The following is a 22172-nucleotide window of genomic DNA, read 5'->3' as shown; positions in this document are numbered from 1 at the left end:
AACGCCACATAGACTCTCACCAATCGGTAGGCGTAGGTTGGCGGTATGGACAACGACAGCAGCGATGCGGAAGCCAAGGCGGCTGGCATGATGACCGACGAGTTCCTGCGCCGCGCTTTTGAGCGCACGACCGGCGACGTCGGCGATCCCGAAGCGGATGCCCTGCTCGCCGAGATCAAGCGCCGCGGCCTCGATATCTGATGTGCAACCGGGCGCGGTTCGCGGGGGAGCCTGAGACGCTGTTCACCAAGTTCGGGGGCGACTGGCTGACGCCGAAGCCGATGGATAACCGCTTCAACCCGAAGGAACTGTTCCCCAAAAGCCGCGCCTACGTGGTGCGCGAGGAGAGCGGAAGCCGCGGCGTCGACACAATGATCTGGGACGTGACCGCCGGGCAGGCACCTTGGCCGATGACGAACGTCCGCAACCTGAAGCTGCAGCAGTGGAAGGCGCTGGCCGAACGTCCGGAGAACCGTTGCCTGATCCCGCTGACCGAGTTTGCCGAGTGGACGCCGGACAAGCACCAGGCTGGCGAGGGCAAGCCGATCAAAGGCGAAATGTGGTTCAGCGTCACCGACCAACCGGTGTTCGCAATCGCCGGCTTCTGGCGTGCCATCGCTGACGCCCGCTACTTTGCGATGGTCACCTGCGATCCGAACGAGCTGGTCGCGCCGATCCATCCCAAGGCGATGATCACTATCCTCGCTCCTGACGATCACGAGCGCTGGCTGTCGGGATCGTATGACGACGTGCTGGCGCTGCAGCAGCCTTATCCGGCCGACCTGATGACGGTGCGCGGACCGGTGTTTCCGACGCGCAAGGCGGGTTGACCGGAGAAGAACATACGTAGAACAAGGCTGCTCCACGAATCAGGGATGCAGCATGCTCACCGCCGAGATCACCCAATTCGCGATGCGGCGAGACGACGCGGTCACCCTTGCCGCCGCATTGATCGCCCAAGTCGGGGCGCCGGCCGCAATCGGCTGGCTGGAAGACCGCCTCGTGGCCTGCGATACGGAGGAAGAGGCGAGGGCGTGCTGCTCGATCATCGAAGCTGTCGAGGCGTCCGTACGGCGAAGGCTGCACTGATCGCGCGATGGGCGCCAAGAAGTTCGACCGCCTCTGGGACTTCGTCCGGTTCGGCATGAACATCCAACTCAGCTGCGCCAACGGCCACTGCTCGCATCGCGGCATCGTGGACGCACACTCGGCGTGCATGTGGTTCCGCCTCCACCGCTGGCCCGACGCGATCGGCGGGAGCTGCCTGACGCATTTCCGCTGCACCAAGTGCGGCGCGATCGCCGGCAGCGCCCGCCCGACTGATGGTCAACCGACCGTCCCCGACTTCTTTCCGGCTGATGAGCGGGGCTGGAAACAGCTGGCGAGGCGGCTGCGGCGATAATCTACTTACACGCCCCCGTGCCTTCGCCGCCCGGCATCGCCGGCACGTCGTTCCCGCAGGCCACGGTGTTGACCGGGGACCGTAGATAGATCCACGTCTTGATCGGCTGGCCGTTGTTCCGTGCGATCGCGCCCCGCTTTGTCATGACGATGTTGTTGCGGATCGCGCTGTTCCGCGCCTCGTACATGACGATGCCGTTCCAGTATTCGAGGCCGTCGAGCAGGTTTCGCTCGATCAGGATGCGGTCCAGACCGCCCGCGCCGGCATTGAACGCCACGATGCCCTGCATCTCGCCACGGCAATAGTTGTTGCGGATCGTCAGGTCGGCCGTGGGGGCCTTCCCAACCGTCGACCAGAACTGGATGCAGTCCGAATGGTCGCCGTCGACCAGCAGCTTGCCCCTGGCGTCATAGGTCGCCCGGATGGGGCGGGTGTCGACCACCTGATTGCCCTCGATCAGCACGCGCTGCGCCATCGTCACGTTGATGCCGTCGCTGCGCAGACCCTGCATGCGGTTGCCGACGATCTCGTAGTCGCTGCCGCGAACGGCGGTGATCCCGACCTTGTGGCCGCGGACGGTCACGCCGGCGACACGGACGAAGCGCGAGCTGTCGATCGACACGCCGGGCGTGTCGACGCCCAGCGGCGCGGACACTACGCCGCCATACCAGCTGACGCCGTGCAGCCCACGCAGCGTGATTGTGCGGAACGTGCCCGCCTCCGCGCGGATCTCGAGCCGGTTGGCGGCCGAACACTTGGCCGCAATCGCCTTGGCTTTGTCTGTCGCCGGCACCTCGGCCGCGACGCCCGGCGCGCTGTAGTTGCTGAGCGCGACTGCGCCGTACTCGCCTGGCTGGAGGGTCACCACGTCGCCGCATGTGGCCTTCTTCAGCTGCGCGGCGAACGTCGAAGGTGTGGCGGTGAGATCGGCCGCGACTGCCGGCGAGGCGAGCAGCGACAGCGCCGCGATCATGAGGATCCGGATCATAGGTTCTCCTGGGCTGGGACGGGTGGCCTGACGGGTCGGTTTCAGGGCGGCGAGGAGCGCGTAAATCATGCGGCTGCGACCCACGTGGACAGGAAGGGCGCGAGGTCGTTCGCTACGTCGATATGCACCGGCCCGCGCGGGTGGGTGCTGTCGAACACAGGCGCGCCCCCCGATGTTTTGGTCTGCCCGTTCGCAGGCCAGACCCTGCGGGGAATAGCCGGGACCTCCCAACCGCGCAGAGCTGCCCGCGCGTAGAGCGAGTCCGCCGTCATGAATGCCCGGTGCGGATCGCCCGCGGCGGGGTTGAGCGCACCCCGCAGATAGGGATCGAGGACAGCCCACTGATAGGCTCCGCTGGTGTCCGTCTGACCGGCAACGTCGATGTAATCGTTCGACGACGTCGTGATCGGGAACAGCGTGCCCTGTGCCGACTGGCAACCGGGACGTGCGAATCCCCGTAGCATGGTATGCGATCGCAGGCAGCGCTCGACCGACGGTCAACCAGCCTTCCTCGACTTCTTTCCGGCAGACGGCCCCGGCTGGAAGCAGCTAGCAATTCGTTTGAGAGGCTAGCGCCGAAAAGTAAGGGCGGGGGACGGGCATTCGGATTGCTAACAGATTGATTGCTCTACCGATATGACTATGACTCGCGTCACTGACAGGGGGGAATGATGATTACGTTGCTTGCCGCTTCTTTGATACTCGGAAACGTCGGCGCCGACGTGCCGATCCGATCGCTTCAATATGCCGTTCGGGGCCAGATCGAGGGTACTTTCGCCATCGACCATTATAATACCGACGGCTCGTGGACTGGCGGAACGACGACGGCATCGTTCTCAAATGGTGGCTCTTCAGGATCTGCGTCCGGGAGCGTTCAAGTCGGAGGTGGTGGCTCAGTTAGCTCCCTGATCCGAGCATACAACGTTTCGACCGGCACATCCTCGGGTCGGATAGGCTACGAGGGATCATTCAATCTCAGCAATCCATTTCCGAGCGACGGTGCGTTTGCGAGCAACGGTGGCATCGTGGGCGGCGGTGGCGACGTGACATTCGACGCTAGCGCTGCGTTCAAAATGAAATTCTCTCCTTTTACTTTGATAGACGGCTCTCGCTTCTATGATGTGCGACTTAAGAATTTAGACACGAACGTTATAGCTCAATACATTACCTACTCGGCAGGATCTATCGGGAGCAATCCCGACTTTGTGGATTTGGAAAATCACTATTTTGACGCAGGCCGGTATCAGCTATCAGTTGATATAAGTTCGTTTGCGGGCGGCCTTTATTATGGTTTACCGTACTTGGACTACACGTCCGGCCTTGATTGGTCCGTGACAGCAGTTCCCGAGCCTGCAACTTGGGCAATGATGGTCATGAACTTTGGCGCGGTCGGTTATGTGATGCGACGCAGGCGGCGGGCGCACCTTCAGTTGGCCGTCGCCTGATCCGTGCCGGCCGCGCTCGGATCGTCCCGCGTGGATCATAGTTTCTCCTGCGGTCAAACGGGTGGCCAGACGGGTCGGTGTCAGGGCGGCGAAGAGCGCGTGGATCATGCGGGCATGATCCACGTGGTTAGGAACGCTGCGAGATCGATCGCTACGTCGATATGCACCGGCCCGCGCGGGTGGGTGCTGTCGAACATGGGTGCGGTTCCCGATGCTCTGGTCTGCCCGTTCGCTGGCCAGACCCTGCGGGGAATGGCCGGTACCTCCCAACCGCGCAGAGCCGCCCGGGCGTAGAGCCAATCCGCCGTCATGAACGCCCGGTGCGGATCACCCGCAGCGGAGTTGAGCACGCCCCGCAGATAGGGATCGAGGACGGCCCACTGATAGGCTCCGCTGGTATCCGTCTGGCCGGCAACGTCGATGTAATCGTTCGACGACGTCGCGATCGGGAACAGCGTGCCCTGTGCCGACTGGCAACCGGGCTGGGCGAAGCCCCGCAGCATGGTGTGCCAGCGCCGCATCAGGGCGATGATGCCAGCCTGCCCGCGATCGTTATGGCCCATCTCGGAATAGATGTGCGTGCAGTACCGCAGTGCGATCCCGCGCTGGGCATAGCCGGTCTGCCCGGCATCGATGGCGGCGAAGATTGCCGTCATGTTGTCGCCAAAACGGGTAATCCGAACGGCCGGGATCTTCGCCGTGCTGGCAGCGCGCATGACAAAGCCGGTCGCGCCATCAGCGTCGCCGACCTTTGCGGTCTGGCCATCGGCCGCGTCCAGCTGCGCGTCGGCAATGCTGTCGCCCGGTGCGCCCAGGCACGGGGTGCCGGCTGGCGCTTCTGCCCAGATGATCGCCGCTGGAATGGAGCCAGCGCCCCGGCCGGTCCAGTTCTTGGTCGTGATCTGCCCTGCCAGCGTCCAACTCGCGTCGGCGAGATCGTTGCGGGCGGCCGTGGCCGTCGTCGTTGCGTACTTGTCGCCCTGCACGCCGACGAACTCGGTGGCCCAGTAATAGGGCACGTTTTTCAGCCCGCTTAGCGGCACGGCATCGGACAGCGCCCGCCAGCCGTCGGGAACCCAAAGCTGCTGTTGATCGGCAGAGAGGCGGGTTGCACCGGCTGCGGCGCACGCTGCCGCGTATTCAGCTTCGGTGGGCGTCTGCCCGTTCAGTTTCCAGATGTAGCCGGCGGTGCAGGATGCGGCCTTGGCGTGCGTTGGCGGCGTAATGGTGGCGGCAGACTGATCGAGCGACTTGTCCGGTCCACCGGTGATGAGGGCGTGGCGGATATAGATGCCGTTGCCGAGCCCGATTTCGGTCGGCGAGCCGTTAGTTGCGGCGGTTTGCCCCTGCCAATATTCGAAACGTGGATTGGCCCAATCGAAGAACGGCACGTCCCGAGTGCGCGTCGTGATCGTGCCGGTGGCGCCGAGCGTCCCGTTGGAATTGCCACCGGCCGAGTTGCGCAGGCTCATCGATGAGGTCGTTGCGGTCGGGGTTGGCGTTGGGGTGCCGCCGCCACCTGCCACAGGTGCGTTGACGCCGGCGACCAAGCCGAGGGTCCCACCAACGACTACGACGCTCAAGGGCAGGGATATGCGGATCATCCCGCGTCCGAAACCGGCGTCGAGTGTCACGAGCGTCGGATCTGCAGCGCTGAGCGGCCCGCCCGCCGACAGCGGCCCCGCGTCAGCGGGATCGACGGGAGCAGCGACGCCGGCGCGCACGCAGGCAGATGCGAGCGCATCGTCTAGCGAGACGCGGATGGGTGGACGTTCCGGGAAGCGCACGCTCCACAGCTTTATCGTCTTCATGTGAATCTTCCTTTTCCGAGTGGGATCAGCGAGGCCACGCGTCGATCAGCAGCCGGCGCTTGTCGTCGCAGGAGCCGAGATCGAACCGGCCGTCGCGAATGGTCGCGTCGTCGTCGGCAGCGGTCGCGCTACCGTCGGACTGGCGGTGCTGCGGTGTCGGACTGCACGCGACCAGCGCGGAGGCTGGCGGCTCGGGCGGCGTCGGCAATTTCAGCGTCGAGTGCGTCGATCGAGCGCACCCGGTCAGCGCCGCGGCACACAGCGCGGCCAGCATCAGTCTGGGCATATTCCCTCACGGTGTCAGTGGATCGGACGATGATCGGCTGCCGGGCAGCCTCGCGATCGGTCTGGGCTTGTGCGGCGGTGACCTGCTGCTTCGCCCAGCCGGCTTCAGCCTTCGCCGCGGCGGCTTCGGCGTTCGCGTGGTCGACCTTCCGCGCGGACTGGCATGCCGCGAGGTCCGCCTTGTGGCTGGCCCGCAAGTTGTCGAGACGCGCCGCCCAGATCGCGAGCGCGAGGATCGGGATGGCCGGCCAGAAGCGGCGCAAAAGTGCGCCAGCCGCCGCCCACGTCACGCCTGCCCCACAGCAGGGCTCTTGCCCGCGCGCAGGTCTGCCAGCGCGAGCGTACCGGACCACTCGAAGTGCGGCCGATCCTTGATCGACTTGAAGTCACCACCCCAGCGGAAGCCGATCGCCTTGCCGATCGCGCCGACCTGCCGCCAGAGATCGTCCGTCCGCTTCTGGTGCCCCTTCGTGTCGCCCCAGTTCGGCAGCTTCAGCAGCTCGGTCGGCACAACGTCGAGTGCCAGGCCGAAGTTGTGGAAGCTGTACCCGGCGCGCGCGTTGGTCACGACCTTGCCCGGCTTGGTCCGGCCCTGCGCATAGAGCGCGGCCTGCGTCTCCATCGAGCGCAGGGTGAACGTTACGGTGAGCGGGATGCCTGCCGCCTTTGCGTCCGCCAGCAGCCGTTCGGCCATGCCGCGGACGCGCGGGTGCAGATCTTCCAGCCGTCGGCTGTCAGCCATGTTCAATACCTTTCGATGTGGATCAGGAACCTATGCGGCTCGCTGGGCGCTGACGTTGCCCGATCAGGAGAAGGCAGATGCCGCTGGAGCCAGTCGCGAAACCAATCGAAGTCGACACCGAAGATGGCGCGGTGTTTGTCGAAGGCGATGCCGGGTGCGTCCTGACGCTGACGGCGGACGCTGCGCTAGAAAGTGCCGACCGACTATACGACGCCGCCACCCATGCGATCGGCGCGGAGGTCATTGCGAAGGCACAACAAGCCGCGCGCGACTAGATCAATCCGCCTTGTCAGGCTCCGCGCCGAAGACCGCGGACGCCTTGCGCAGGTAGGCTTCCGCGATCTTGAAGATGCCCTCACCCAGCACGCCGAGGCCAGCGCCGTACATCAGGCCGCCGAGCGGCTCAGGCCGAAGCGAGATCACCAGCGCGGCAGACACGGCGAGCGCCATGCCGCTGATCGGGATGTCGAGGCCCCAGCGATGCTCCTGACGCAGCGACTGACCGGCGCCGATCCAGAACCGAGCGGAAAAGCAACCGAACAGCGCCGCGATCATGCCCGCCGCCTCGAACGGATACCCGAGGAAGTGCCAGATTGCTGGCGTCGAGGTCGCAACGGTCGCGCCGCCGTTTGCCGCCGCCGCCGCGACGACCGGTAGTATTGCCCCCATCGTGGCCCCCACTTTCCAGATCATCGCGTCGAAACTACGCCGACGGCCGCAACGAAGGTCGAAAGGCCGAGCCACAGCATCCGCTGCACCATCGGCCACGCCAGCCACATATCCACCGGGAACGGCTCTTTCCGCTGCTGCTCGATCATGCCGGGCTCAGACAGGATGTAGACCATGAGCGCCGTGATCCCGCAGCTGACGGCGATCGGATCAATCAGGCGCTTCGCTGTTAGGTACATGCCTGTCGCCAGCGGGTCGTGCGGGTTCCACCCCCAAAGGTTCACCGCCTCGGCACCGCAGCGCAGGGTGATGCCGGCGGCGAACATGATGCCGAGGAAGCGGTAAATCGCTGCCGGCGAGAACCGCACATCCTGCCGGCGATGCTTCCACCAGTCCCCGACCAGCTTCACGATCACCATGACGCCGATCAGCGTTGCGATCGTCATCACGGCGAGGTTTGTGACGACCAGCCACCCCATGCCGTTGAAGCTGGGCGGCGCGATCGTCTGTGGTCCGTCCGCGACCGCCTGGGCCGCGAAGCTGCTGTTGTGCATCATCATCTCCGGTTGGCAGGGCAGTTTAATCAGACGCGATGCCAGACCGCGCCGCCCCATTCGAAACGGATCGGCTGGTTGACGGTACGCGCCACATCCCCGGTCTCGATGTTGAGGTTCCCGCCGGCAGCGCTGTTCGCGAAGGTATACGGGAAGCCTGAATTGGGGATCACGGTGACGGTGTAGCCTTCCGGCAGCGTCGCACCGCCCGGCGCGACACTGATGATCGCGATGACGGTGACCGCCGCGTTGGCGTCCAGCTTGACGAGGCTGTGCATGCTGTCGAGATCAATCAGTGGGCTGATCGCCACCGAATTGCCGACCGCCAACTGACCCCTGAAGCCCTTCAGCGGCAGGTTGCCGTCGATCCTACAGTCGATGTTCGACAGGCGATTGTAGCCGCGCGGAGACTGGAGATAGAGGGTCGGGACCGTGTTCCCGGCGCCGCGGTTCTCCTCCATCTTCAGATTGTCGCACGAGAACCCGACAACGCCCGGCTCTACCCGGAAGAAGTCGTCGGCGTGCGCCGTCGAACCCGACTTCATGGAGACGTAGATATCGCGCGTGGTGATGCGGCCGCTTAAGAATTGAGCGGCGTAGGTTGCGACGTCGATGAGGTTGATGGCGCTCAGGCTGATCTCGTCGATCGCTCCGGACGCCTTCATGCCGAATCGACGTACGTCCCGGGCAGTACCCTGGGCGATCGTGACGTCCGACATGCGGGTCGCCGCCTCGATTTCGACCGCGGTATCGATCGATTCGATGTCGAACCCGGTGACGTTGATCGATGTGGCTGCGGCGTTGGCCGAGAAAAGCCGCAAACCGTGCGTCGTCCCGCCCACACCTTCGCCGACAAGGCCGGATACAAAGATCTTGCCTGCGGTCCCGGTTCCGACTGCGCTTCCGTCCGACTTGATGATCCAGAGGTTGCTGCCTCCCGCCGCATAAGAGCCGCTGATGGTCACGCGCCGGGACTTGATCGCCAGACAGTATTGGCCGTTCAGCCCGTCGACATTGGTGGCCATCACCTGACCGTATCCCGATCGTCCGGACGACGCGACGGCGTTGATGAAGGCGAGCACGCGACCAGCCTTTCCGCGCCGGTAGAACAGGTCCTGACTAAACGACTGCTCGACCTCCGCAGGCGTCATGCGCTTGGTCGACGTTCGCCGACCCCGCCCCGGTGAGCGGGGTACGTTGTCGGTCGGGATCGCTAGGAAGCGCTTGCCGCCCCGAGGGGTGATCTGGGCGCCGCGGTCGAAGGCGTCCACGATGTCGGGCGCGTTCGACCAGATGTAGCCGGATGGGTTGATGCTTTTGCGAGAACCCGGATAGACCTCACCGCGCCACGTGTTGGCAAGACGCGTTCCGAGCCCGGCACCGGTAATTTGCTCCCGCAGCTCCTGCCGCGCATGCGGCATGGCCTCGCGCATCGCACCCGTGGCCGCAGATGCCAGGTCGCCTTCGAGTTCTCGCATGATCGCGGCGACGCCGGTCAGCCCTACATCGATCCGCATCAGGCCGGCTCCGCACCAATCGTCCACGTCAGCCCTTCGAGATCGAGCATCGCTTCACCCAGCAGGGAGAACCGCTCGCCACCCACGACCACATCGTTCTCGATCACGGCTCCCACCGCTACGACATCGTGCTGGATCGGCTCGGCCACATCCGACTTGCGGACCTCGAACTGGTTGGTACCGAGGATGGTCTGACCATCACCGAAGCCGACAGTTCGATCGGGGCGACCCTGAATGACGCGAATGACGCGCGGGGGCTCGCCAGATCGGACGAACACAGCCGCGGCTGATCCCGGCCCTATGAACATCGCGTCGAGCGCCATCTGCCAAGGATTCATGACGACGCTCCGAAAGAGGCGGGCGGCATCGCCAAAACGACGCCGCCCGAGGTTGCACCGGTAAGGGGTAGGGGACCGGTGGGTTAGGTGATCTGGCCGGAGAGCAGCACGCGCCCGACGGTGTCGGCCGACGCCTGCGCCTGCGTCGCTGCACCGATCAGCGTGTTGCTGCCGGCGGTGGAGGTCACCCGGAAGTTGGTGTTGTCCCAGTAGAGCTTCTGACCAGCTGTCCACGCTTCGCCGGTGGTTTTGGTCAGGTCCCAGACCTCAACACGCCGGATCTCCACCGGCGTGCCTGAGGCGGCGTCAGCCAGAGCGACGCCGAAGATCGCGCCGATCAGAAGGCCTGCGCCGCTCCCGACGGTGCGGGGGGCGGTGACGGTCAGGGTCTGACCGGGCTGCACGTAGTTCCTTGCCATGTCGGCTTACTCCTTGTCGGCCGGGGCCTTGCGGCGCGGCTTGGCTTCTGTCTCCGCCGCCTGCGGGGCGACTTCGGCCTGATGCGGATGCTCGGACGCCGGAGCGGCTTCGGCACCGCCCGGCGCGGTGATCGTCTCGACCGGCGACGCCTTGTCCTGCTTGGCAGTGAAGTCGCCCGAGACATCGGTCGCAGTGCCGGAGCGGATCAGTTCCTCCGCCTCGACATCCTCGACGTGCAGGACACCCTCGTGCGGGTGCCGGAGGCTGCCGCCGCCCGCGTCCGCGCGAACGCCGAGAAGGCCTGCTTCGAAGCGGGCGACCTGTTTGAGATCATGCAGGTGATTGCGATGGCAGAGGGCGTCACGGCCGCAGGTCTGGAAAGCGTTCTTACTCGTCACGCTGTCCAGTTTCCGCTTAGGGTGCTCGGCGATGGCGACATCGAGGACGCTGTTGGCAGCGCTGTTCTGCAGATCGACCCGAACTGCGAGCGGCTAGACGATCAGGTCGCGGAGATCGCGAATGTTGTCGTCCTTGCGCTGAATGCGTGTGCCGGCTTCGCTCCACGCACCCCGCTCGACAACGTTCTACTCGAAAGCACGAACTCGTCGGCCAACGTGATCGCAAGCGTTCAATGATGTCGGCTCAGTCGATCGTCAGGACCTCGCCCGGCTGGAGGGAGCGTGATCGCTCGATGATCAAAGGCTTGAGCCGAGGCAGGTTGGACTCCAGCGCCTCCTGCCCCGTGCGCTGGGCGGCGTTTTCAAGCCGGCTGCCCCGGACAATGTACCGGACAACTCCGACGTTCGTAGCTGCGTCGAAAACAAGGTCTGCGCCTGCCCATCGGGCACTAACTAGGTTTGGCTTCCAATACATCGATGCCGCGTCTCCAGAGCCGCGGTTGTCCGAGAGAGGAACACGTCGATTAATCTCGGTCAACCGGCTAAACCACTATGATAGTCGAGACTTAACAACTCATGTTAGTTTGGGGGCATCGCATCAAATTAGGACCGGGAAATCCGCCCGGGTCGAAAGCTCCGAAAGCTCACGAAAGCTCAGGCGCTTCTTGGTGCCGAGATCGTGCTGGATGAACAGGCCGGGCTGGTCGTGCGCGTCAAAATCCAGAGCGGCCGCGATCATGTCGCTCAGCTGCCCACGGGCGATAAGCTCACCCGGTCGGCCACCATCAGCACTGATGCGAAAGAGGCCGACGCCTGCTCGCCAGTCGATGTACGTCATGTGGTTGGAAACGCTTTGTTTCGAGGATGTCGCTTCTAACACTTTACCGCCGAATAGGTTCTATTCCGTTGCAGCGTTGCTGTGCCAAATCGAGAGTTCAAGCTCTCGGCCCGGCCGGTCATGATGACGCGTCCCCGCTTTGCCGATGCCACGCATGAGCTGGCGATCGTCGCCCGCAATCTGCGCGACAGCCGCGCAGCCGGCGATCCCAAGATGGTCGCCGATGGCAAGCTGACCCCGGCGCAGGCAGCGGACCGGCTCCGCGTGGCCGACGCCGTCGCGGTGGATTGGTCAGCCTATGCAGCCATGCAGCTGCCGGCCGGCGCCGGAGCCACTCAAGCGGAGAAGCGGGACATGCTGGCCGGCGCTCTGAAGGTCATCACCATACGCCGCGATCGCGCGCATGCCGCCATGCTCGCCGAATGCGCATGGATGGGGCAGCTGGCGATCGGCGCGCTCTGGCAGCTGGTCGACGCGCACGTGCCGCAGACCGGCAGGATCGAGCCTTACCTGCACTGGGAGAGCTACGCGGCTGCCGTCGAGGCGCTGCTGTGGTGGCAGGATCGCACCGGGCAGGCCAGCAAGCGCTGGTCTGTCGATGCCACGCTGTGGATGCGCGAGCAGCTGGCGGCGGGGCAGGGGAGGCTGGCCGCGTGAGCCTCGCACGTCTCAGCGAATTGCCGGACTGGCCAGCCCGCATGACGTCGGACGTCGCCGCGGCTTACATGGGAATATCGAAGACAACCTTCCTCGACCGGTTCGGCGCCCGCGGCGTCAAGGAGGGCGGCAACACCCTATGGGCGCGCGCTCAGCTTGATCGTATAGTCGTCGAGCAATTCGACCTTGCACCTGCAATTCTCGCGGCTGCCGATGATCCGTACGAGGAGTGGAAGCGAGGTCGCGAAAGGAGATGAGCGTGCCCGCCGGCCTCCATATCGTCAGCAAGCGAAAGCCCGGGAAGCCGGTCGTCCACTACGTCTACGCGTGGCGCGGCGGTCCGCAGATCGCGCGCAAAGAAGGTGGCAGCAAGCCGACGATCACTGCGGAGCTGACCGACGCCGCAGCGCGGGTGCGGCCCACCTCGGCAGGGATCTCTGCCGACACGATCGACGGTCTGATCGCACGCTACACCAGCGGCACCTGTGCCGAGTGGAAGCGCCTCGCGTCGACCACGCGCGTCAATTACACTACGTGGCATGTTCGCATCAGCGAGGAGTTTGGCGCAGCCCCCCTGAAGCTGTTCGCCGATAGGCGCATTCGTGGCGACGTGCTGGAATGGCGCGACCGCTGGGCTGGCCAGCCGCGTAGCGCCGACGCGGCGATCACGGCTTTCTCAGCACTGCTCAGCTGGGGCATGGACCGCGGCTTGCTGCCATTGAACGTGCTGCTCGGCACCGATCGGCTGTACGATCAGGACCGCTCGGACATCATCTGGGAGCCTGCGCACTTCGAGGCGTTCGCGAAGGAAGCGTCAGTCGAGGTCCAGGAGGCGGTCGATCTGGCCGCAGCGACCGGCTTGCGACGGAGCGACCTGGTCGAACTGCCGTGGGCGGCCATTGGCGATCACGCCATCGTATGGCGCACTTCGAAGAGCCGTGGCCGCAACCTGATCACCGTCCCGCTGCTGCCCGAAACGAAGGAGCTTCTGGCGCGGATCAAGGCCCGACACGCGACCGAGATGGCGGCGAAGCCGGAGAGCAAGCGCAAGCCTCTACCCGACACCGTTCTTTCGAATAGCCGTTGGGTGGCTTGGACGCGGACCGGTCTGGGCAGCAGGTTCAATGATGCCAAGCAGGCAAGCGGCATCACGGTCCATCTGCACGATCTCCGCGGCACGTTCGCGACGCGCTGCATGCTCGCCGGCCTCACGGATCAGGAGATATCGGACATTCTCGGCTGGGCCACAAAGGATGTCGCCGCGATCCGTGCGAAGTACGTCAGCTCAGCGCGCGTCGTCGTAGCTATCGGCGAACGCATCGCCGCGATGCGGGCCTGATCGGCTCCGCGCGCGGTTTACGCGGCGCGCGTAACTCATTGATATACATCGGACGGAAATCCGGTCGGTTTACACGCTACCCCGCAGAATACCGCGTTTCCTTGCAGCTTTGGGAGCAGGATGTCGCAGGTTCGAATCCTGTCTCCCCGACCATCTCCTTCATCGCTGTCCCATATCGACGATCCTGCGCATCTGTACGCCGGGGGCGGTTTGGGCTATGTCTTCATCCGATGTTAAGCTTCGGTTCTTGCAGGGCGACCATGCTGTCGGGGGCGGCGGGTCTCGCCGCTCTCGCCGTACCTGCGTCCGCGGCGGGGGCTCCGCACCGGATATCGGCGGCGTGCGCCGGGGTCACCGGTACTCCGGCGTGCCGGGCGATCGAAAATCGGCCCGTGTCCGGTGAGCAACTGCGTCGCGAGGGCGGTCGGCTGACGATCATGCGCGCGCGCGAAGCGGGCGGCGTCGACGTGACCTTTTCGGGCAGGAACGCGGGCAGGGGCGACGCGGGCGATGCCCGGCTGTTCGGCTCGCTGTTTCCCGTCGCCGGCAGCCGGCCCGGGTCGTTTACCGACACGATCGCCATGGCGGCAAACCAGACCTTCGATCTGGCGATAGCGTCGGCGCCCGGCGTGACGGGCACGATCGCGGCCGTGCCGGAGCCGGCCGGATGGGCGACGATGATCCTGGGCGTGGGATTGCTGGGAGGGGTGCTGCGCCGGCGTATCCGTCAGTCGGAAGCTCGGTTTGCGGAGAAACTGCGCCGGATCGAGGCGGGCGAAACGATCTGAGCGGCCCCGACGCGTCGGGCTTTTCGGGAAACCGTCGTCAGCCATGACGGCGGTCTTTTTTTGCGCCGTCGTCTGCGCTACCGCGATCCGTGGTGGGGCCTGTAGCTCAACGGTTAGAGCTGGCCGCTCATAACGGCTAGGTTGCGGGTTCGAGTCCTGCCGGGCCCACCAAATTCCCGCCCGTCGTAGTGAAGAACAGACCGTCGTCATGGCATCGGCGCGCCGTACGTACGAAAAAGGGCGCCTCCCTGCGGAAGCGCCCTCTCGACGTGCAGTCGTACCGGGTCCGGAGACCCGACACGGCGTTACTGCATGTTGTCGGTCTTCTCGTCGGCCGCGTCACGGACGTTGTCCGCTGCCGAGTTCATGTTGTCGGCGGCGTTCTCGAGCGCGCCGGCAGCCATCGAGTTGGAGGCGTTGTCGGCCATGGCGTCCATGTTGTCGGCAGCCATTTCCATGTTGTCCGCCATCATGTCGGCGTTGTTCTCGACGGCAGCCGCCTCGGGCGACTTCGAGCAAGCCGCCACGGACATCAGGCCGGCGGCAGCGAGAACGAAAGCGATCTTCTTCATTCTAATGCTCCCAAGCATAGCAATTCTCGCGGCCGACCCGATCGCCGTCGCGAGCGGGTGTGCATAGCGGACCGGTCCCCGCGGTCAATGCACAATTCATCGCAGCGCAACCTCGCCGACACCATTTCGCCGCATTTCGGTTCATCGGCGCGGCGTTACCGATCCGATCTCCTCAGGCGCGTTGGCGACGATCGCCAGCATCGCGGTCCATGCGGCGACATTCTGCCGCAACTGTTCGGGATCGATCCGGTCCAGCGTATCCTCCGGCGTATGATGCCAGTCGAAATAGCGCAGGCCGGACTGGTTGAGATCGACGCCCGCGACACCGGTGCGGATCACCGGCGCGATATCGGTGCCGTCGCCCGCCACGCCGTCACCGCGAACGACGCCGAGCGGCGCGAGCGCCATAGCCAGCCGGTCGCCGACCGGCTTCGCGGCATCGGCGAAGTTGGTTTCGACACGCCACACGCGATCCGCGCCGAAATCGCTCTCGCTCGCGGTGGCATGGCGTTCGCCCTTGTGCGCCTCGGCATAGGCCTGCCCCCCGAAGCCGCCGGTTTCCTCGTCACCGAACCAGACGACGCGGATCGTGCGACGTGGACGACCGGCATCCATCACCCGCTTCGCCGCCGCCGCGGTGATCGCGATGCCCGACGCATCGTCGATCGCACCGGTGCCGAGTTCCCAACTGTCGAGATGGCCCCCGACCAGCACGATGCCGGCGTCCTTGTCGGTGCCGGGCACCTCCGCCACGACATTCCCCGACTGGCGGTCGCCGACGAAGCGGGGCGTCAGCACGAGGCGCAACGTGACGGGCTTGCCGAGCTTCATCATGCGTTCGAGGTTCGCGGCATCCGCGACCGACAGTGCCGCCGCGGGGATGGGCGTGACGCCGGGTTCGAAACTGGTGGTGCCGGTGTGCGGCCCACGTCCGTGATCGGTGCCGATCGAGCGGATGACCAGCGCTGCCGCGCCCTTTCGTGCAGCGACGTTCGGGCCGACGAAGCGGGCCGGCCCCTGGCTGCCATAGCTGGAGCCGTCCTGGGTCGGTTGCATGGCGTTGGACACGAACGCGATCTTCCCGCGCAGACTGCCCTCGGGCGCGAGCATCAGATCGTTGAAGGTCGCGAAATACGCGACCGGCGCGGTCAGCCCGGTCGCGGGAGTCGCACCGGAATTGCCCAGCGCGGTCAGGCGCAGGGGCTGCGGATAGGGCGAGACGACCTCGCCCGTCTCCGCCCCGCGCTCCCACACGTTATGCAGTGTGTAGGGTTCGATGCGGACATTCCGGAACCCCATCGCCTTGAGCCGCGCCACCGACCAGTCGCGCGCACGCGCCTGTGCTGCCGAGCCGCCGGGCGGGCGCGGACCGATCTCCGTCGTCAGTCCCTCCACGATCGCATAGGCCGTGTCGTCCGTCAGAGCCTTGTCGCGCAGGGCCGCCACGGCGGGATCGACGGTAACGGCCGGGGGCGTCGGGCGTTGCGCGGGCAAGGGCGCAGCGACCGCAACTAGCACCAGAAACAGGGTGGGGCGTATGGTCATCGTGAGCAATTCCTTTCGTGGCACCCGGCTGTACCGGCTCGCATCGGTCGTGACCATTCGTCGCATCCGCCCGCGGAAATCCAGCGTTCATGAAATTTGCCGGCGACATCAATTTTTACTGGACTCGATCATTTTGACGGAGTTTATATCGTATACAGACAGGATAAAGGGGAAGATGATGAGGCGTTCGTTACTCGCCGGTTCAGCGATGCTGGCCGTTCTCTCGGGCTGCAACGAGGATGGCGAGCAAGTTTCGCCGACCATCGGTCTGTCGGGCTTTACCCAGTCGGCCGCCACCCCGTCGTTCGAATGTCAGGCAAAATCCACCCGACTGCCCTGGGGTGCGATGGCCATGCGGACGTGGACCCCGCGTCGCGCCACCGTTCCCGATCGGCCGAGCGATATCGCCGGCGCCGCTTACGGCGAGCCGTTCCAGGCCCGCCTGATCCAGGCGTGGGGCGACGATTATGGCGAGTCCCGCCGCACCGTCATTCTGGAGATGCAGGACGGCTGCCGGCGGCAGTTCCGCACCGACTCCTTCTCGGATGCCGACAACGCCCTGATCGCAGCGGAGATCGCGAAGCGGCCCACCGCGCCGGATCCGGCGACCTATCGCATCGTCTACGACAGTTCCTTGACGTCGCCCGAACTGGTCGAGAGCGGTGAGTTGCGGCTGTACCAGACGCAGCATTTCGCATTCTGGTACGGCAATGGCGCCGACGATTCCTATGACTTCTACAAGACGATCACCCAGCAAGGCCGCACGATGGAGCAGGCCGTTCGCGAAACCGCTGAGCAGTTCGAGCGCCAGTGGTTCATCAGCCGGGATATCGTCGGTGCGCCCGTCCCGTTCGCGAACAGCACCGACAAGCAGAAGCTGAACATCTATCTGTGCGGGACGGGACGGCCGAATGCCGCTGGCGATCGCGACGGCTGCGGTGCCGGTGCCGGCATGGCCATGGGGATCTCCGCCTGGGCGCTCGGCAAGGGGTCCATGGTGATCTCGCACGAATTCGGACACATGATCCAGTACTACACGGGCGGCTTCCGCGACAGCCCGACGGCAGGTCCGATCTGGGAGACGGGCGCGGAATGGACCGCGTTTGCGGTCAGCCCGCATTTCAACACGGCCGGCTTCTATCTCGACAACCTGGAATACGGCCCGCTGTTCTCCGTGTCCCGCTACGCCGCCTTTCCGTTCATGAACTATCTGTACGAAACGGACCGGACGCGCCCGCTCGTGTTCGACGCGTGGAAGACGAGCGTGAACAACGGCGCATGGAGCAGCGTCACCAGGGATTTCCTCCCCACCCTCGTGCAGCTCGGGCAAAAGACGGGTGCCTACCCACAGGGCTTCGTCTCCTTCGCCAACGACATGGGCTGGTACGGTGCGCGCCTGATCGCAATGGACTTCTTCAACCAGCCCGTGCTGAACGACGGCACGCGCGCATCGCAGACCACGCGCTGGCAGGGCCATTTCTACACGCCGCTGGCCGCCGCCGGTCAGGCCGGCACCTATACGCCGCCCGCCGAGCGGGCGCTGCGCCAGTGGGGCACGCATCTCATTCCGCTGACGAGCAGCGGTGCGGTGGCGAAGGTGACGCTGACGGGGCAGACGACGGCGAGCTCCGCCGCGTGGCGCTTCAGCATCGTTGCCGTGAAGAACGGTGGCACGCCGGTCTACTCCACGCTCGGGGCGGCAGTCGGCACCGGCAGCGGCAGCACGTCGCTGACGGTTCCCACCGGCGCGAAGCTGTATCTCGCCGTCACCGCGACGCCATACCGGTATGAGAGTCTGGGATGGCAGAAGATCGGTGATCCGGCGGCGGGCACCCGCTTCCCGTACAGTGTCAAGATCGAAGGTGCGACGCCGCTGACCGGGTCGGTGACCGCCTGCAACCCGGGTACGGAACCGGGTAGCTGGACCCTGAACTACGGATTGTCCGGCAACGGCGAGGCCGGGCGTCCGTGCTGATGCGAGCGTCGTCGTCCCGACGCGGTCGGGGACATCGACGTTTGCCATGCTTCACCGCCAGCGTGTTCCGGCACGCCGACAAACACAAAGGGGAAGGTTCGACATGAGCATCATGTTCAAAACCGCGCTCGGCCTTTCGGTCCTGACGATCGCGCCGGCGGCACAGGCGGCGACCTATCTGATCGGACCGGTCACCGCCACGGCCTCCGGCAACATGGGAAGCCCGGCGAGTACCGTCCTTACGGGTGCGCTGGGCGCTGGCGCGCGCATCACCGGCATCCGATACGCGATGACGATGACGGCGTCGGGCGATTCCTATCTGAGCGATCTCGCCATTCTGTTCGGGAACAGCGAGGACTATCTGGTGCGGTTCACGCCCGCCCGGGATCGGCTGGAGGGCGGCACCGTCGACCTGACCGGTACGGCCGATCTCGTCGACATGGGACTGGACTTCTTCCTTCTTGGCGATGGCGTGTTCAGGCTTGAGTTCATCGACACCTACAATGCGGGTGCCGATCCGGCGCGCGGGGCATGGACGGATACGATGTTCGAGGTGACATACGACGCGGCGATGGCCGGCGTGCCGGAGCCGTCGTCGTGGGCGCTGATGATCCTGGGTTTCGGCGCGCTGGGTGGACGAATGCGCCGCCGGGGCCGGACGAGGGTGGCTTTCACGGCCTGATCCGACAAACTGAAGTGTCGCAGGGTCATTCGGGGCGGGTCGGGCGGCAGCGCGTATAGACCTGTCCCGTTCCCGTCCCGTTTTCCGTGGCCGATACCGGGTTTGGTGCGGATATTCCGGACCCCTGGGCCATCTACTGGCGATGGCGCCGCCATTTGCGGTGGTTGAAAACGGGCAAGGCTGGTCTTCGCGAGGATCATGCCAGCCCGCGATGTGTCGTGCCGACGATGTTTCGGCTGGAAAGCATCTCGACCGGGAAACGGGGTCCGTCGCGTTGGTGCGAAGACGATCCCGAGACATGCGTCCTTCCTGCAAGACCAAGGGTTAAATATTTACTGACAAGATCAGCTTTCGCTAGACTCATTGCAATATAAGTATGAGTATATCGTATATACTAAGGGGGGCGGGAATGCGGGGCGGTTTTCTATTCGCGGGGTCGGCGTTGCTGGTGATCCTGGCCGGCTGTGACGAGGACGGGCAGCAGTCTTCGCCATCGATCGGTCTGGCGAGCTTCACGAGAGCGGCCGCCATCGAGAGCGATATCGGTTGTCAGGCGAAGTCGTCCCGGTTTCCATGGGGCGTGGCGGAATTGCGAACCTGGTCGCCGCGCAGCGCGTGGATTTCCTCCTCGCCATATCTGAATCCCGGTACCGCCTTTGGTGCCCGGTTCACGGCACGTCTGGTGCAGGCCTATGGCGCCGATTATGGCGCGTCCCGTCGCACCGTAATCCTCGAAATGGCGGACGGCTGCCGCCGGCAGTTCCGGACGGAAAGCCTGTCGGCCGCCGACAACGCGCTGATCGACGCCGAGATGGCGAAGCGACCGACGGCACCGGACACGAACACCTACAATGTCCGCTACATGGCTCCGCTGTCGACGCCGGAGCTGGTCCAGAGCGGCGCACTGCGGCTGTACCAGACGCAGCATTATGCGATATGGTACGGGAACGGGGCCGACGACAGCTACGAATTCCACCAGTACATCACGGCGCGCGGCCGCAAGATGGATCAGGTCGTTCAGGAAACCGGCGAGCAGCTGGAACGGCAGTGGTTCATCAACCGCGATGTCATCGGCACGCCGATGCCGTACGCAAACACGGCCGAAAAGCACAAACTGAACGTCTTCCTTTGCGGCACCGGCAGGCCGATCGACGGCGGCGACAAGGTAGGATGCGGCGCCAACGCGGCCGAGATCATGAACATCTCCGCCTGGGCGCTGGATAAGGGATCGGCGGCGATCTCCCACGAAGCGGGCCATATGACCCAGTTCTACACGGGCGGCTTCCAGGGGCGGGGCGACGCCGGACCGATCTGGGAAACGGGTGCCGAATGGAACTCGTTCATCGTCAGCCCGCATTTCAACTCGTCGCGGTTCTACTTCGACAATCTGGAATATGGTCCGATCTTCTCGGTGTCGCGCTACGCCGCCAGCCCGTTCATGGGCGCACTGTACGAAAACGACCGGACCCGCGCGCTGGTCTTCGACGCCTGGAAGACCACGGTGAACCAGGGTGCCTGGAAAAGCGTCGTTCGCGACTTCGTGCCGACCCTCGTCGAACTCGGCCAGAAGACCGGAGCCTACCCTCAGGGCTTCGCGAGTTTCGCGGACGACATGGGCTGGTACGGTTCACGACTGGTGACGATGGACTTCTTCAACCAGCGTGCGCTGTTCGACGGGTTCCGCTACACCCCTACCACCAGCTTGCTGGGTCATTTCTTTACGCCGCTCGTAGCCACTACCCAGGCGCAGGTCTTCACGTCGCCGACGGAACGTGCGCTGCGTCAATGGGGAACGCATCTGATCCCGCTGACCGCGAGCGGACCGACCGTCCAGGTCACGCTGACCGGTAAGACCACCGCGAACCAGGCTGCATGGCGGTTCAACATCGTCGCGGTCACCAACTGGGACGTTCCGCATTATTCGACGCTCGGCCGCGCGATCGGCACCGCCAGCGGCACGACTACGCTCGCCGTTCCGATGGGGGCGAAGCTCTATCTCGCCGTCACGGCCACACCGTACCGTTACGAAAGCCTGGGATGGCAGACGGTTGGAGAGCCCGCCAAGGGCACCCGCTTCCCCTACAGCGTCAAGATCGAGGGCGCGACGCCGCGGACGGGTTCGGTCACCGCGTGCAACATAGAGGCGCAGCAAGGCACCTACACACTGAACTATATGGTGAACAACAACCGGGACTCGGGACGTCTCTGCTGAACGACGTGCTGCACCCGCGACGCCCGACCTGGCGATCGACGGGACGACGAAACCTATAATCGGGAGAAAGACGATGAGGATCACGATGAAGGCCGCATTTGCGATGGCGGCGATCGGTCTGGCGCCGGTGTCGGCCGAGGCGGCCACGCTGATGGTCGGTCCGCTTGCGGCGGTTGGCATGGGCCCGCAGGGTACGACGGGCAATTCGATCCTGACCTATGCGGTCGGTGCGAACGCGCATATCACCGCGGTACGTCATGCGCTGACGCTGACTACGGTCGGCTATAGCTGGCTGAACGAGCAGGTCGTCCTGTTCGGGAATAGCGAAGAGACCCGTGCGGCCTGGACGCCGGGTTACGAACTGGCCGAACATGGAACGATGACGTACACCGGCATGACCGACCTGACCGCGATCGGGCTGGACTTTTTCCTGCTGGAAGACGGTTTGCTGAAGCTGGAGTTCACCGACATCTACAATGACGGCGTCGAGGGGCGCGCCTTCTGGCAAGATGTTCGCCTCGAGATCACCTATGACACGGGTATGGCCCGGGTTCCCGAACCTGCGTCCTGGGCGTTGATGATCGTCGGCATCGGTGCGGTGGGCGGAGCTGCCCGTTACCGGCGGCGCCCCATGCGAGTGACCGTCGGCTAACGACGATGTTCACGGGCGACCGGCGGGTCGCCTGTGAACATCCCCGACCGGACGCCGCGCGCCTGGTCCTTCAGTCGAGTGCGCGGCAATCCCCGCCGGGGGTCGTCGTGAAGGGTCCCGACCGGCTTCCGAGTTCGATGCCGTCGCGCTTCGACAGCAACAGCGTCGTCGCCCCGTTCCTGCCGGGCATTTCCACCTGCCATGCCGGCACCGGACCGGTGGGGGTGGCGACTTCCTCCGTGCCCTTTGACGTGCTCCCCAGAAACTCTGCCAATTTGAGCTAGAGTCCGCCTTCGCGAGGAGACGGAAGTGAAGAAGACGAGGTTCAGCGAGGAGCAGATCA

29 protein-coding genes and 1 tRNA gene are annotated in these 22172 nt (G+C 64.9%); 16 read left to right on the top strand and 14 right to left on the bottom strand.

Annotation, left to right across the window (positions count from 1 at the left end; genetic code table 11):
* The first annotated feature begins 45 nt into the window (after positions 1–45).
* The 4 genes from ASG07_RS17295 to ASG07_RS12870 are packed head-to-tail and all read left to right on the top strand — an operon-like array spanning position 46 to position 1402.
* Positions 46–201 carry a hypothetical protein gene (locus ASG07_RS17295; protein WP_156361873.1) on the top strand — a complete coding sequence of 52 codons (156 nt, stop codon included), beginning with the start codon at positions 46–48 and terminating at the stop codon, positions 199–201.
* Positions 201–830, top strand: coding sequence for an SOS response-associated peptidase family protein (locus ASG07_RS12880; RefSeq protein WP_055847311.1), 630 nt, complete (start codon positions 201–203; stop codon positions 828–830). Before ASG07_RS17295 ends, ASG07_RS12880 begins: the two co-directional genes overlap by 1 nt.
* Positions 831–882: 52 nt before the next feature.
* Positions 883–1089: a hypothetical protein gene (locus ASG07_RS12875; RefSeq protein ID WP_055847309.1), complete on the top strand. Its 207-nt coding sequence runs from the start codon at positions 883–885 to the stop codon at positions 1087–1089.
* A gap of 7 nt (positions 1090–1096) precedes the next feature.
* Complete coding sequence (locus tag ASG07_RS12870) at positions 1097–1402, top strand: hypothetical protein (RefSeq protein WP_055847306.1); 306 nt, start codon at positions 1097–1099, stop codon at positions 1400–1402.
* A 1-nt stretch (position 1403) separates the two neighbouring features.
* On the opposite strand, the gene ASG07_RS12865 is transcribed toward ASG07_RS12870, so the two are convergent.
* Positions 1404–2390: a right-handed parallel beta-helix repeat-containing protein gene (locus ASG07_RS12865; RefSeq protein WP_168377347.1), complete on the bottom strand. Its 987-nt coding sequence runs from the start codon at positions 2388–2390 to the stop codon at positions 1404–1406.
* 65 nt (positions 2391–2455) lie between these two features.
* The gene (locus ASG07_RS12860) at positions 2456–2854 is read right to left on the bottom strand and encodes a hypothetical protein (RefSeq protein WP_055847298.1); all 399 of its coding nucleotides are present in this window, start codon (positions 2852–2854) and stop codon (positions 2456–2458) included.
* A 207-nt stretch (positions 2855–3061) separates the two neighbouring features.
* Between ASG07_RS12860 and ASG07_RS17290 the strand changes: the two genes are divergently transcribed.
* The gene (locus ASG07_RS17290) at positions 3062–3835 is read left to right on the top strand and encodes a PEPxxWA-CTERM sorting domain-containing protein (protein WP_168377346.1); all 774 of its coding nucleotides are present in this window, start codon (positions 3062–3064) and stop codon (positions 3833–3835) included.
* A gap of 104 nt (positions 3836–3939) precedes the next feature.
* Here ASG07_RS17290 and ASG07_RS12855 read toward each other — a convergent pair whose 3' ends face one another.
* From ASG07_RS12855 to ASG07_RS12845, 3 genes are all read right to left on the bottom strand, one after another.
* Positions 3940–5646, bottom strand: coding sequence for a hypothetical protein (locus ASG07_RS12855; protein ID WP_055847296.1), 1707 nt, complete (start codon positions 5644–5646; stop codon positions 3940–3942).
* A 25-nt stretch (positions 5647–5671) separates the two neighbouring features.
* A complete protein-coding gene (locus tag ASG07_RS12850) occupies positions 5672–5932 on the bottom strand; it encodes a hypothetical protein (protein WP_156361870.1) in 261 nt (86 codons plus the stop codon).
* A gap of 285 nt (positions 5933–6217) precedes the next feature.
* The gene (locus ASG07_RS12845) at positions 6218–6673 is read right to left on the bottom strand and encodes a M15 family metallopeptidase (protein ID WP_055847288.1); all 456 of its coding nucleotides are present in this window, start codon (positions 6671–6673) and stop codon (positions 6218–6220) included.
* Between the two features lie 77 nt (positions 6674–6750).
* Here ASG07_RS12845 and ASG07_RS12840 point away from each other — a divergent pair, with 77 nt between their 5' ends.
* The gene (locus ASG07_RS12840) at positions 6751–6948 is read left to right on the top strand and encodes a hypothetical protein (RefSeq protein WP_055847285.1); all 198 of its coding nucleotides are present in this window, start codon (positions 6751–6753) and stop codon (positions 6946–6948) included.
* A gap of 1 nt (position 6949) precedes the next feature.
* Here ASG07_RS12840 and ASG07_RS12835 read toward each other — a convergent pair whose 3' ends face one another.
* From ASG07_RS12835 to ASG07_RS12815, 5 genes are all read right to left on the bottom strand, one after another.
* Positions 6950–7342 (bottom strand): hypothetical protein, encoded by a 393-nt coding sequence (locus ASG07_RS12835; RefSeq protein ID WP_236694677.1) that lies wholly within the window; start codon positions 7340–7342, stop codon positions 6950–6952.
* Positions 7343–7362: 20 nt separating this feature from the next.
* Positions 7363–7821, bottom strand: coding sequence for a hypothetical protein (locus ASG07_RS12830; protein WP_236694676.1), 459 nt, complete (start codon positions 7819–7821; stop codon positions 7363–7365).
* Positions 7822–7925: 104 nt separating this feature from the next.
* Positions 7926–9374: a DUF6441 family protein gene (locus ASG07_RS12825; protein ID WP_156361868.1), complete on the bottom strand. Its 1449-nt coding sequence runs from the start codon at positions 9372–9374 to the stop codon at positions 7926–7928.
* A 38-nt stretch (positions 9375–9412) separates the two neighbouring features.
* On the bottom strand, positions 9413–9751 hold the full coding sequence (locus ASG07_RS12820) for a head-tail joining protein (protein WP_443024608.1): 339 nt from the start codon (positions 9749–9751) through the stop codon (positions 9413–9415).
* A gap of 83 nt (positions 9752–9834) precedes the next feature.
* On the bottom strand, positions 9835–10170 hold the full coding sequence (locus ASG07_RS12815; RefSeq protein WP_055847267.1) for a DUF2190 family protein: 336 nt from the start codon (positions 10168–10170) through the stop codon (positions 9835–9837).
* An 81-nt stretch (positions 10171–10251) separates the two neighbouring features.
* Here ASG07_RS12815 and ASG07_RS17285 point away from each other — a divergent pair, with 81 nt between their 5' ends.
* Positions 10252–10806 carry a hypothetical protein gene (locus ASG07_RS17285; protein ID WP_156361867.1) on the top strand — a complete coding sequence of 185 codons (555 nt, stop codon included), beginning with the start codon at positions 10252–10254 and terminating at the stop codon, positions 10804–10806.
* 361 nt (positions 10807–11167) lie between these two features.
* On the opposite strand, the gene ASG07_RS12795 is transcribed toward ASG07_RS17285, so the two are convergent.
* On the bottom strand, positions 11168–11407 hold the full coding sequence (locus ASG07_RS12795) for a hypothetical protein (protein WP_055847252.1): 240 nt from the start codon (positions 11405–11407) through the stop codon (positions 11168–11170).
* 123 nt (positions 11408–11530) lie between these two features.
* Between ASG07_RS12795 and ASG07_RS12790 the strand changes: the two genes are divergently transcribed.
* The 5 genes from ASG07_RS12790 to ASG07_RS12770 all read left to right on the top strand — a co-directional run bounded on the left by ASG07_RS12790 (position 11531) and on the right by ASG07_RS12770 (position 14362).
* Positions 11531–12064 (top strand): hypothetical protein, encoded by a 534-nt coding sequence (locus ASG07_RS12790; protein WP_156361866.1) that lies wholly within the window; start codon positions 11531–11533, stop codon positions 12062–12064.
* On the top strand, positions 12061–12321 hold the full coding sequence (locus tag ASG07_RS12785) for a hypothetical protein (protein WP_156361865.1): 261 nt from the start codon (positions 12061–12063) through the stop codon (positions 12319–12321). Before ASG07_RS12790 ends, ASG07_RS12785 begins: the two co-directional genes overlap by 4 nt.
* The gene (locus ASG07_RS12780) at positions 12318–13403 is read left to right on the top strand and encodes a tyrosine-type recombinase/integrase (protein ID WP_055847240.1); all 1086 of its coding nucleotides are present in this window, start codon (positions 12318–12320) and stop codon (positions 13401–13403) included. Before ASG07_RS12785 ends, ASG07_RS12780 begins: the two co-directional genes overlap by 4 nt.
* Positions 13404–13795: 392 nt before the next feature.
* A complete protein-coding gene (locus ASG07_RS12775) occupies positions 13796–14191 on the top strand; it encodes a PEPxxWA-CTERM sorting domain-containing protein (protein ID WP_055847236.1) in 396 nt (131 codons plus the stop codon).
* Positions 14192–14286: 95 nt separating this feature from the next.
* A tRNA-Ile gene (locus ASG07_RS12770) sits at positions 14287–14362 on the top strand.
* A gap of 134 nt (positions 14363–14496) precedes the next feature.
* Here ASG07_RS12770 and ASG07_RS12765 read toward each other — a convergent pair.
* Positions 14497–14763 carry a hypothetical protein gene (locus ASG07_RS12765; RefSeq protein ID WP_055847232.1) on the bottom strand — a complete coding sequence of 89 codons (267 nt, stop codon included), beginning with the start codon at positions 14761–14763 and terminating at the stop codon, positions 14497–14499.
* A 141-nt stretch (positions 14764–14904) separates the two neighbouring features.
* On the bottom strand, positions 14905–16308 hold the full coding sequence (locus ASG07_RS12760) for a M20/M25/M40 family metallo-hydrolase (RefSeq protein WP_055848044.1): 1404 nt from the start codon (positions 16306–16308) through the stop codon (positions 14905–14907).
* 178 nt (positions 16309–16486) lie between these two features.
* Between ASG07_RS12760 and ASG07_RS12755 the strand changes: the two genes are divergently transcribed.
* From ASG07_RS12755 to ASG07_RS12740, 4 genes are all read left to right on the top strand, one after another.
* Complete coding sequence (locus ASG07_RS12755; RefSeq protein ID WP_168377345.1) at positions 16487–18283, top strand: DUF6055 domain-containing protein; 1797 nt, start codon at positions 16487–16489, stop codon at positions 18281–18283.
* A 103-nt stretch (positions 18284–18386) separates the two neighbouring features.
* Positions 18387–18965 carry a PEPxxWA-CTERM sorting domain-containing protein gene (locus ASG07_RS12750; protein ID WP_055847223.1) on the top strand — a complete coding sequence of 193 codons (579 nt, stop codon included), beginning with the start codon at positions 18387–18389 and terminating at the stop codon, positions 18963–18965.
* A 409-nt stretch (positions 18966–19374) separates the two neighbouring features.
* Positions 19375–21177: a DUF6055 domain-containing protein gene (locus ASG07_RS12745; RefSeq protein ID WP_055847220.1), complete on the top strand. Its 1803-nt coding sequence runs from the start codon at positions 19375–19377 to the stop codon at positions 21175–21177.
* Between the two features lie 73 nt (positions 21178–21250).
* Positions 21251–21829: a PEPxxWA-CTERM sorting domain-containing protein gene (locus tag ASG07_RS12740; protein ID WP_082474798.1), complete on the top strand. Its 579-nt coding sequence runs from the start codon at positions 21251–21253 to the stop codon at positions 21827–21829.
* 70 nt (positions 21830–21899) lie between these two features.
* Here the strand turns inward: ASG07_RS12740 and ASG07_RS17280 are convergent, their stop codons facing one another.
* Positions 21900–22103: a hypothetical protein gene (locus ASG07_RS17280; protein WP_156361863.1), complete on the bottom strand. Its 204-nt coding sequence runs from the start codon at positions 22101–22103 to the stop codon at positions 21900–21902.
* Positions 22104–22172: the final 69 nt, after the last annotated feature.

Origin of the sequence: Sphingomonas sp. Leaf343 (assembly GCF_001423765.1) — a bacterium.
Lineage (GTDB): Bacteria > Pseudomonadota > Alphaproteobacteria > Sphingomonadales > Sphingomonadaceae > Sphingomonas.
The sequence above is the reverse complement of the archived record's forward strand: the minus strand, read 5'-3'. Positions and strand labels throughout refer to the sequence as shown.

Excerpts from the sequence above, each read along its gene's own strand:
- ASG07_RS12835 (WP_236694677.1), bottom strand. The coding sequence starts at position 7,342 with ATGGGGGCAATACTACCGGTCGTCGCGGCGGCGGCGGCAAACGGCGGC.
- ASG07_RS12855 (WP_055847296.1), bottom strand. The coding sequence starts at position 5,646 with ATGAAGACGATAAAGCTGTGGAGCGTGCGCTTCCCGGAACGTCCACCC.
- ASG07_RS17290 (WP_168377346.1), top strand. The coding sequence starts at position 3,062 with ATGATTACGTTGCTTGCCGCTTCTTTGATACTCGGAAACGTCGGCGCC.
- ASG07_RS12750 (WP_055847223.1), top strand. The coding sequence starts at position 18,387 with ATGAGCATCATGTTCAAAACCGCGCTCGGCCTTTCGGTCCTGACGATC.
- ASG07_RS12830 (WP_236694676.1), bottom strand. The coding sequence starts at position 7,821 with ATGGGGTGGCTGGTCGTCACAAACCTCGCCGTGATGACGATCGCAACG.
- ASG07_RS17285 (WP_156361867.1), top strand. The coding sequence starts at position 10,252 with ATGCGGATGCTCGGACGCCGGAGCGGCTTCGGCACCGCCCGGCGCGGT.
- ASG07_RS12865 (WP_168377347.1), bottom strand. The coding sequence starts at position 2,390 with ATGATCCGGATCCTCATGATCGCGGCGCTGTCGCTGCTCGCCTCGCCG.
- ASG07_RS12870 (WP_055847306.1), top strand. The coding sequence starts at position 1,097 with ATGGGCGCCAAGAAGTTCGACCGCCTCTGGGACTTCGTCCGGTTCGGC.
- ASG07_RS12875 (WP_055847309.1), top strand. The coding sequence starts at position 883 with ATGCTCACCGCCGAGATCACCCAATTCGCGATGCGGCGAGACGACGCG.
- ASG07_RS12845 (WP_055847288.1), bottom strand. The coding sequence starts at position 6,673 with ATGGCTGACAGCCGACGGCTGGAAGATCTGCACCCGCGCGTCCGCGGC.
- ASG07_RS12755 (WP_168377345.1), top strand. The coding sequence starts at position 16,487 with ATGAGGCGTTCGTTACTCGCCGGTTCAGCGATGCTGGCCGTTCTCTCG.
- ASG07_RS12815 (WP_055847267.1), bottom strand. The coding sequence starts at position 10,170 with ATGGCAAGGAACTACGTGCAGCCCGGTCAGACCCTGACCGTCACCGCC.
- ASG07_RS12765 (WP_055847232.1), bottom strand. The coding sequence starts at position 14,763 with ATGAAGAAGATCGCTTTCGTTCTCGCTGCCGCCGGCCTGATGTCCGTG.
- ASG07_RS12850 (WP_156361870.1), bottom strand. The coding sequence starts at position 5,932 with ATGCCCAGACTGATGCTGGCCGCGCTGTGTGCCGCGGCGCTGACCGGG.
- ASG07_RS12860 (WP_055847298.1), bottom strand. The coding sequence starts at position 2,854 with ATGCTACGGGGATTCGCACGTCCCGGTTGCCAGTCGGCACAGGGCACG.
- ASG07_RS12790 (WP_156361866.1), top strand. The coding sequence starts at position 11,531 with ATGACGCGTCCCCGCTTTGCCGATGCCACGCATGAGCTGGCGATCGTC.
- ASG07_RS12840 (WP_055847285.1), top strand. The coding sequence starts at position 6,751 with ATGCCGCTGGAGCCAGTCGCGAAACCAATCGAAGTCGACACCGAAGAT.
- ASG07_RS17295 (WP_156361873.1), top strand. The coding sequence starts at position 46 with ATGGACAACGACAGCAGCGATGCGGAAGCCAAGGCGGCTGGCATGATG.
- ASG07_RS12820 (WP_443024608.1), bottom strand. The coding sequence starts at position 9,751 with ATGAATCCTTGGCAGATGGCGCTCGACGCGATGTTCATAGGGCCGGGA.
- ASG07_RS12760 (WP_055848044.1), bottom strand. The coding sequence starts at position 16,308 with ATGACCATACGCCCCACCCTGTTTCTGGTGCTAGTTGCGGTCGCTGCG.
- ASG07_RS12795 (WP_055847252.1), bottom strand. The coding sequence starts at position 11,407 with ATGACGTACATCGACTGGCGAGCAGGCGTCGGCCTCTTTCGCATCAGT.
- ASG07_RS12825 (WP_156361868.1), bottom strand. The coding sequence starts at position 9,374 with ATGCGAGAACTCGAAGGCGACCTGGCATCTGCGGCCACGGGTGCGATG.
- ASG07_RS12740 (WP_082474798.1), top strand. The coding sequence starts at position 21,251 with ATGAGGATCACGATGAAGGCCGCATTTGCGATGGCGGCGATCGGTCTG.
- ASG07_RS12745 (WP_055847220.1), top strand. The coding sequence starts at position 19,375 with ATGCGGGGCGGTTTTCTATTCGCGGGGTCGGCGTTGCTGGTGATCCTG.
- ASG07_RS12880 (WP_055847311.1), top strand. The coding sequence starts at position 201 with ATGTGCAACCGGGCGCGGTTCGCGGGGGAGCCTGAGACGCTGTTCACC.
- ASG07_RS12780 (WP_055847240.1), top strand. The coding sequence starts at position 12,318 with ATGAGCGTGCCCGCCGGCCTCCATATCGTCAGCAAGCGAAAGCCCGGG.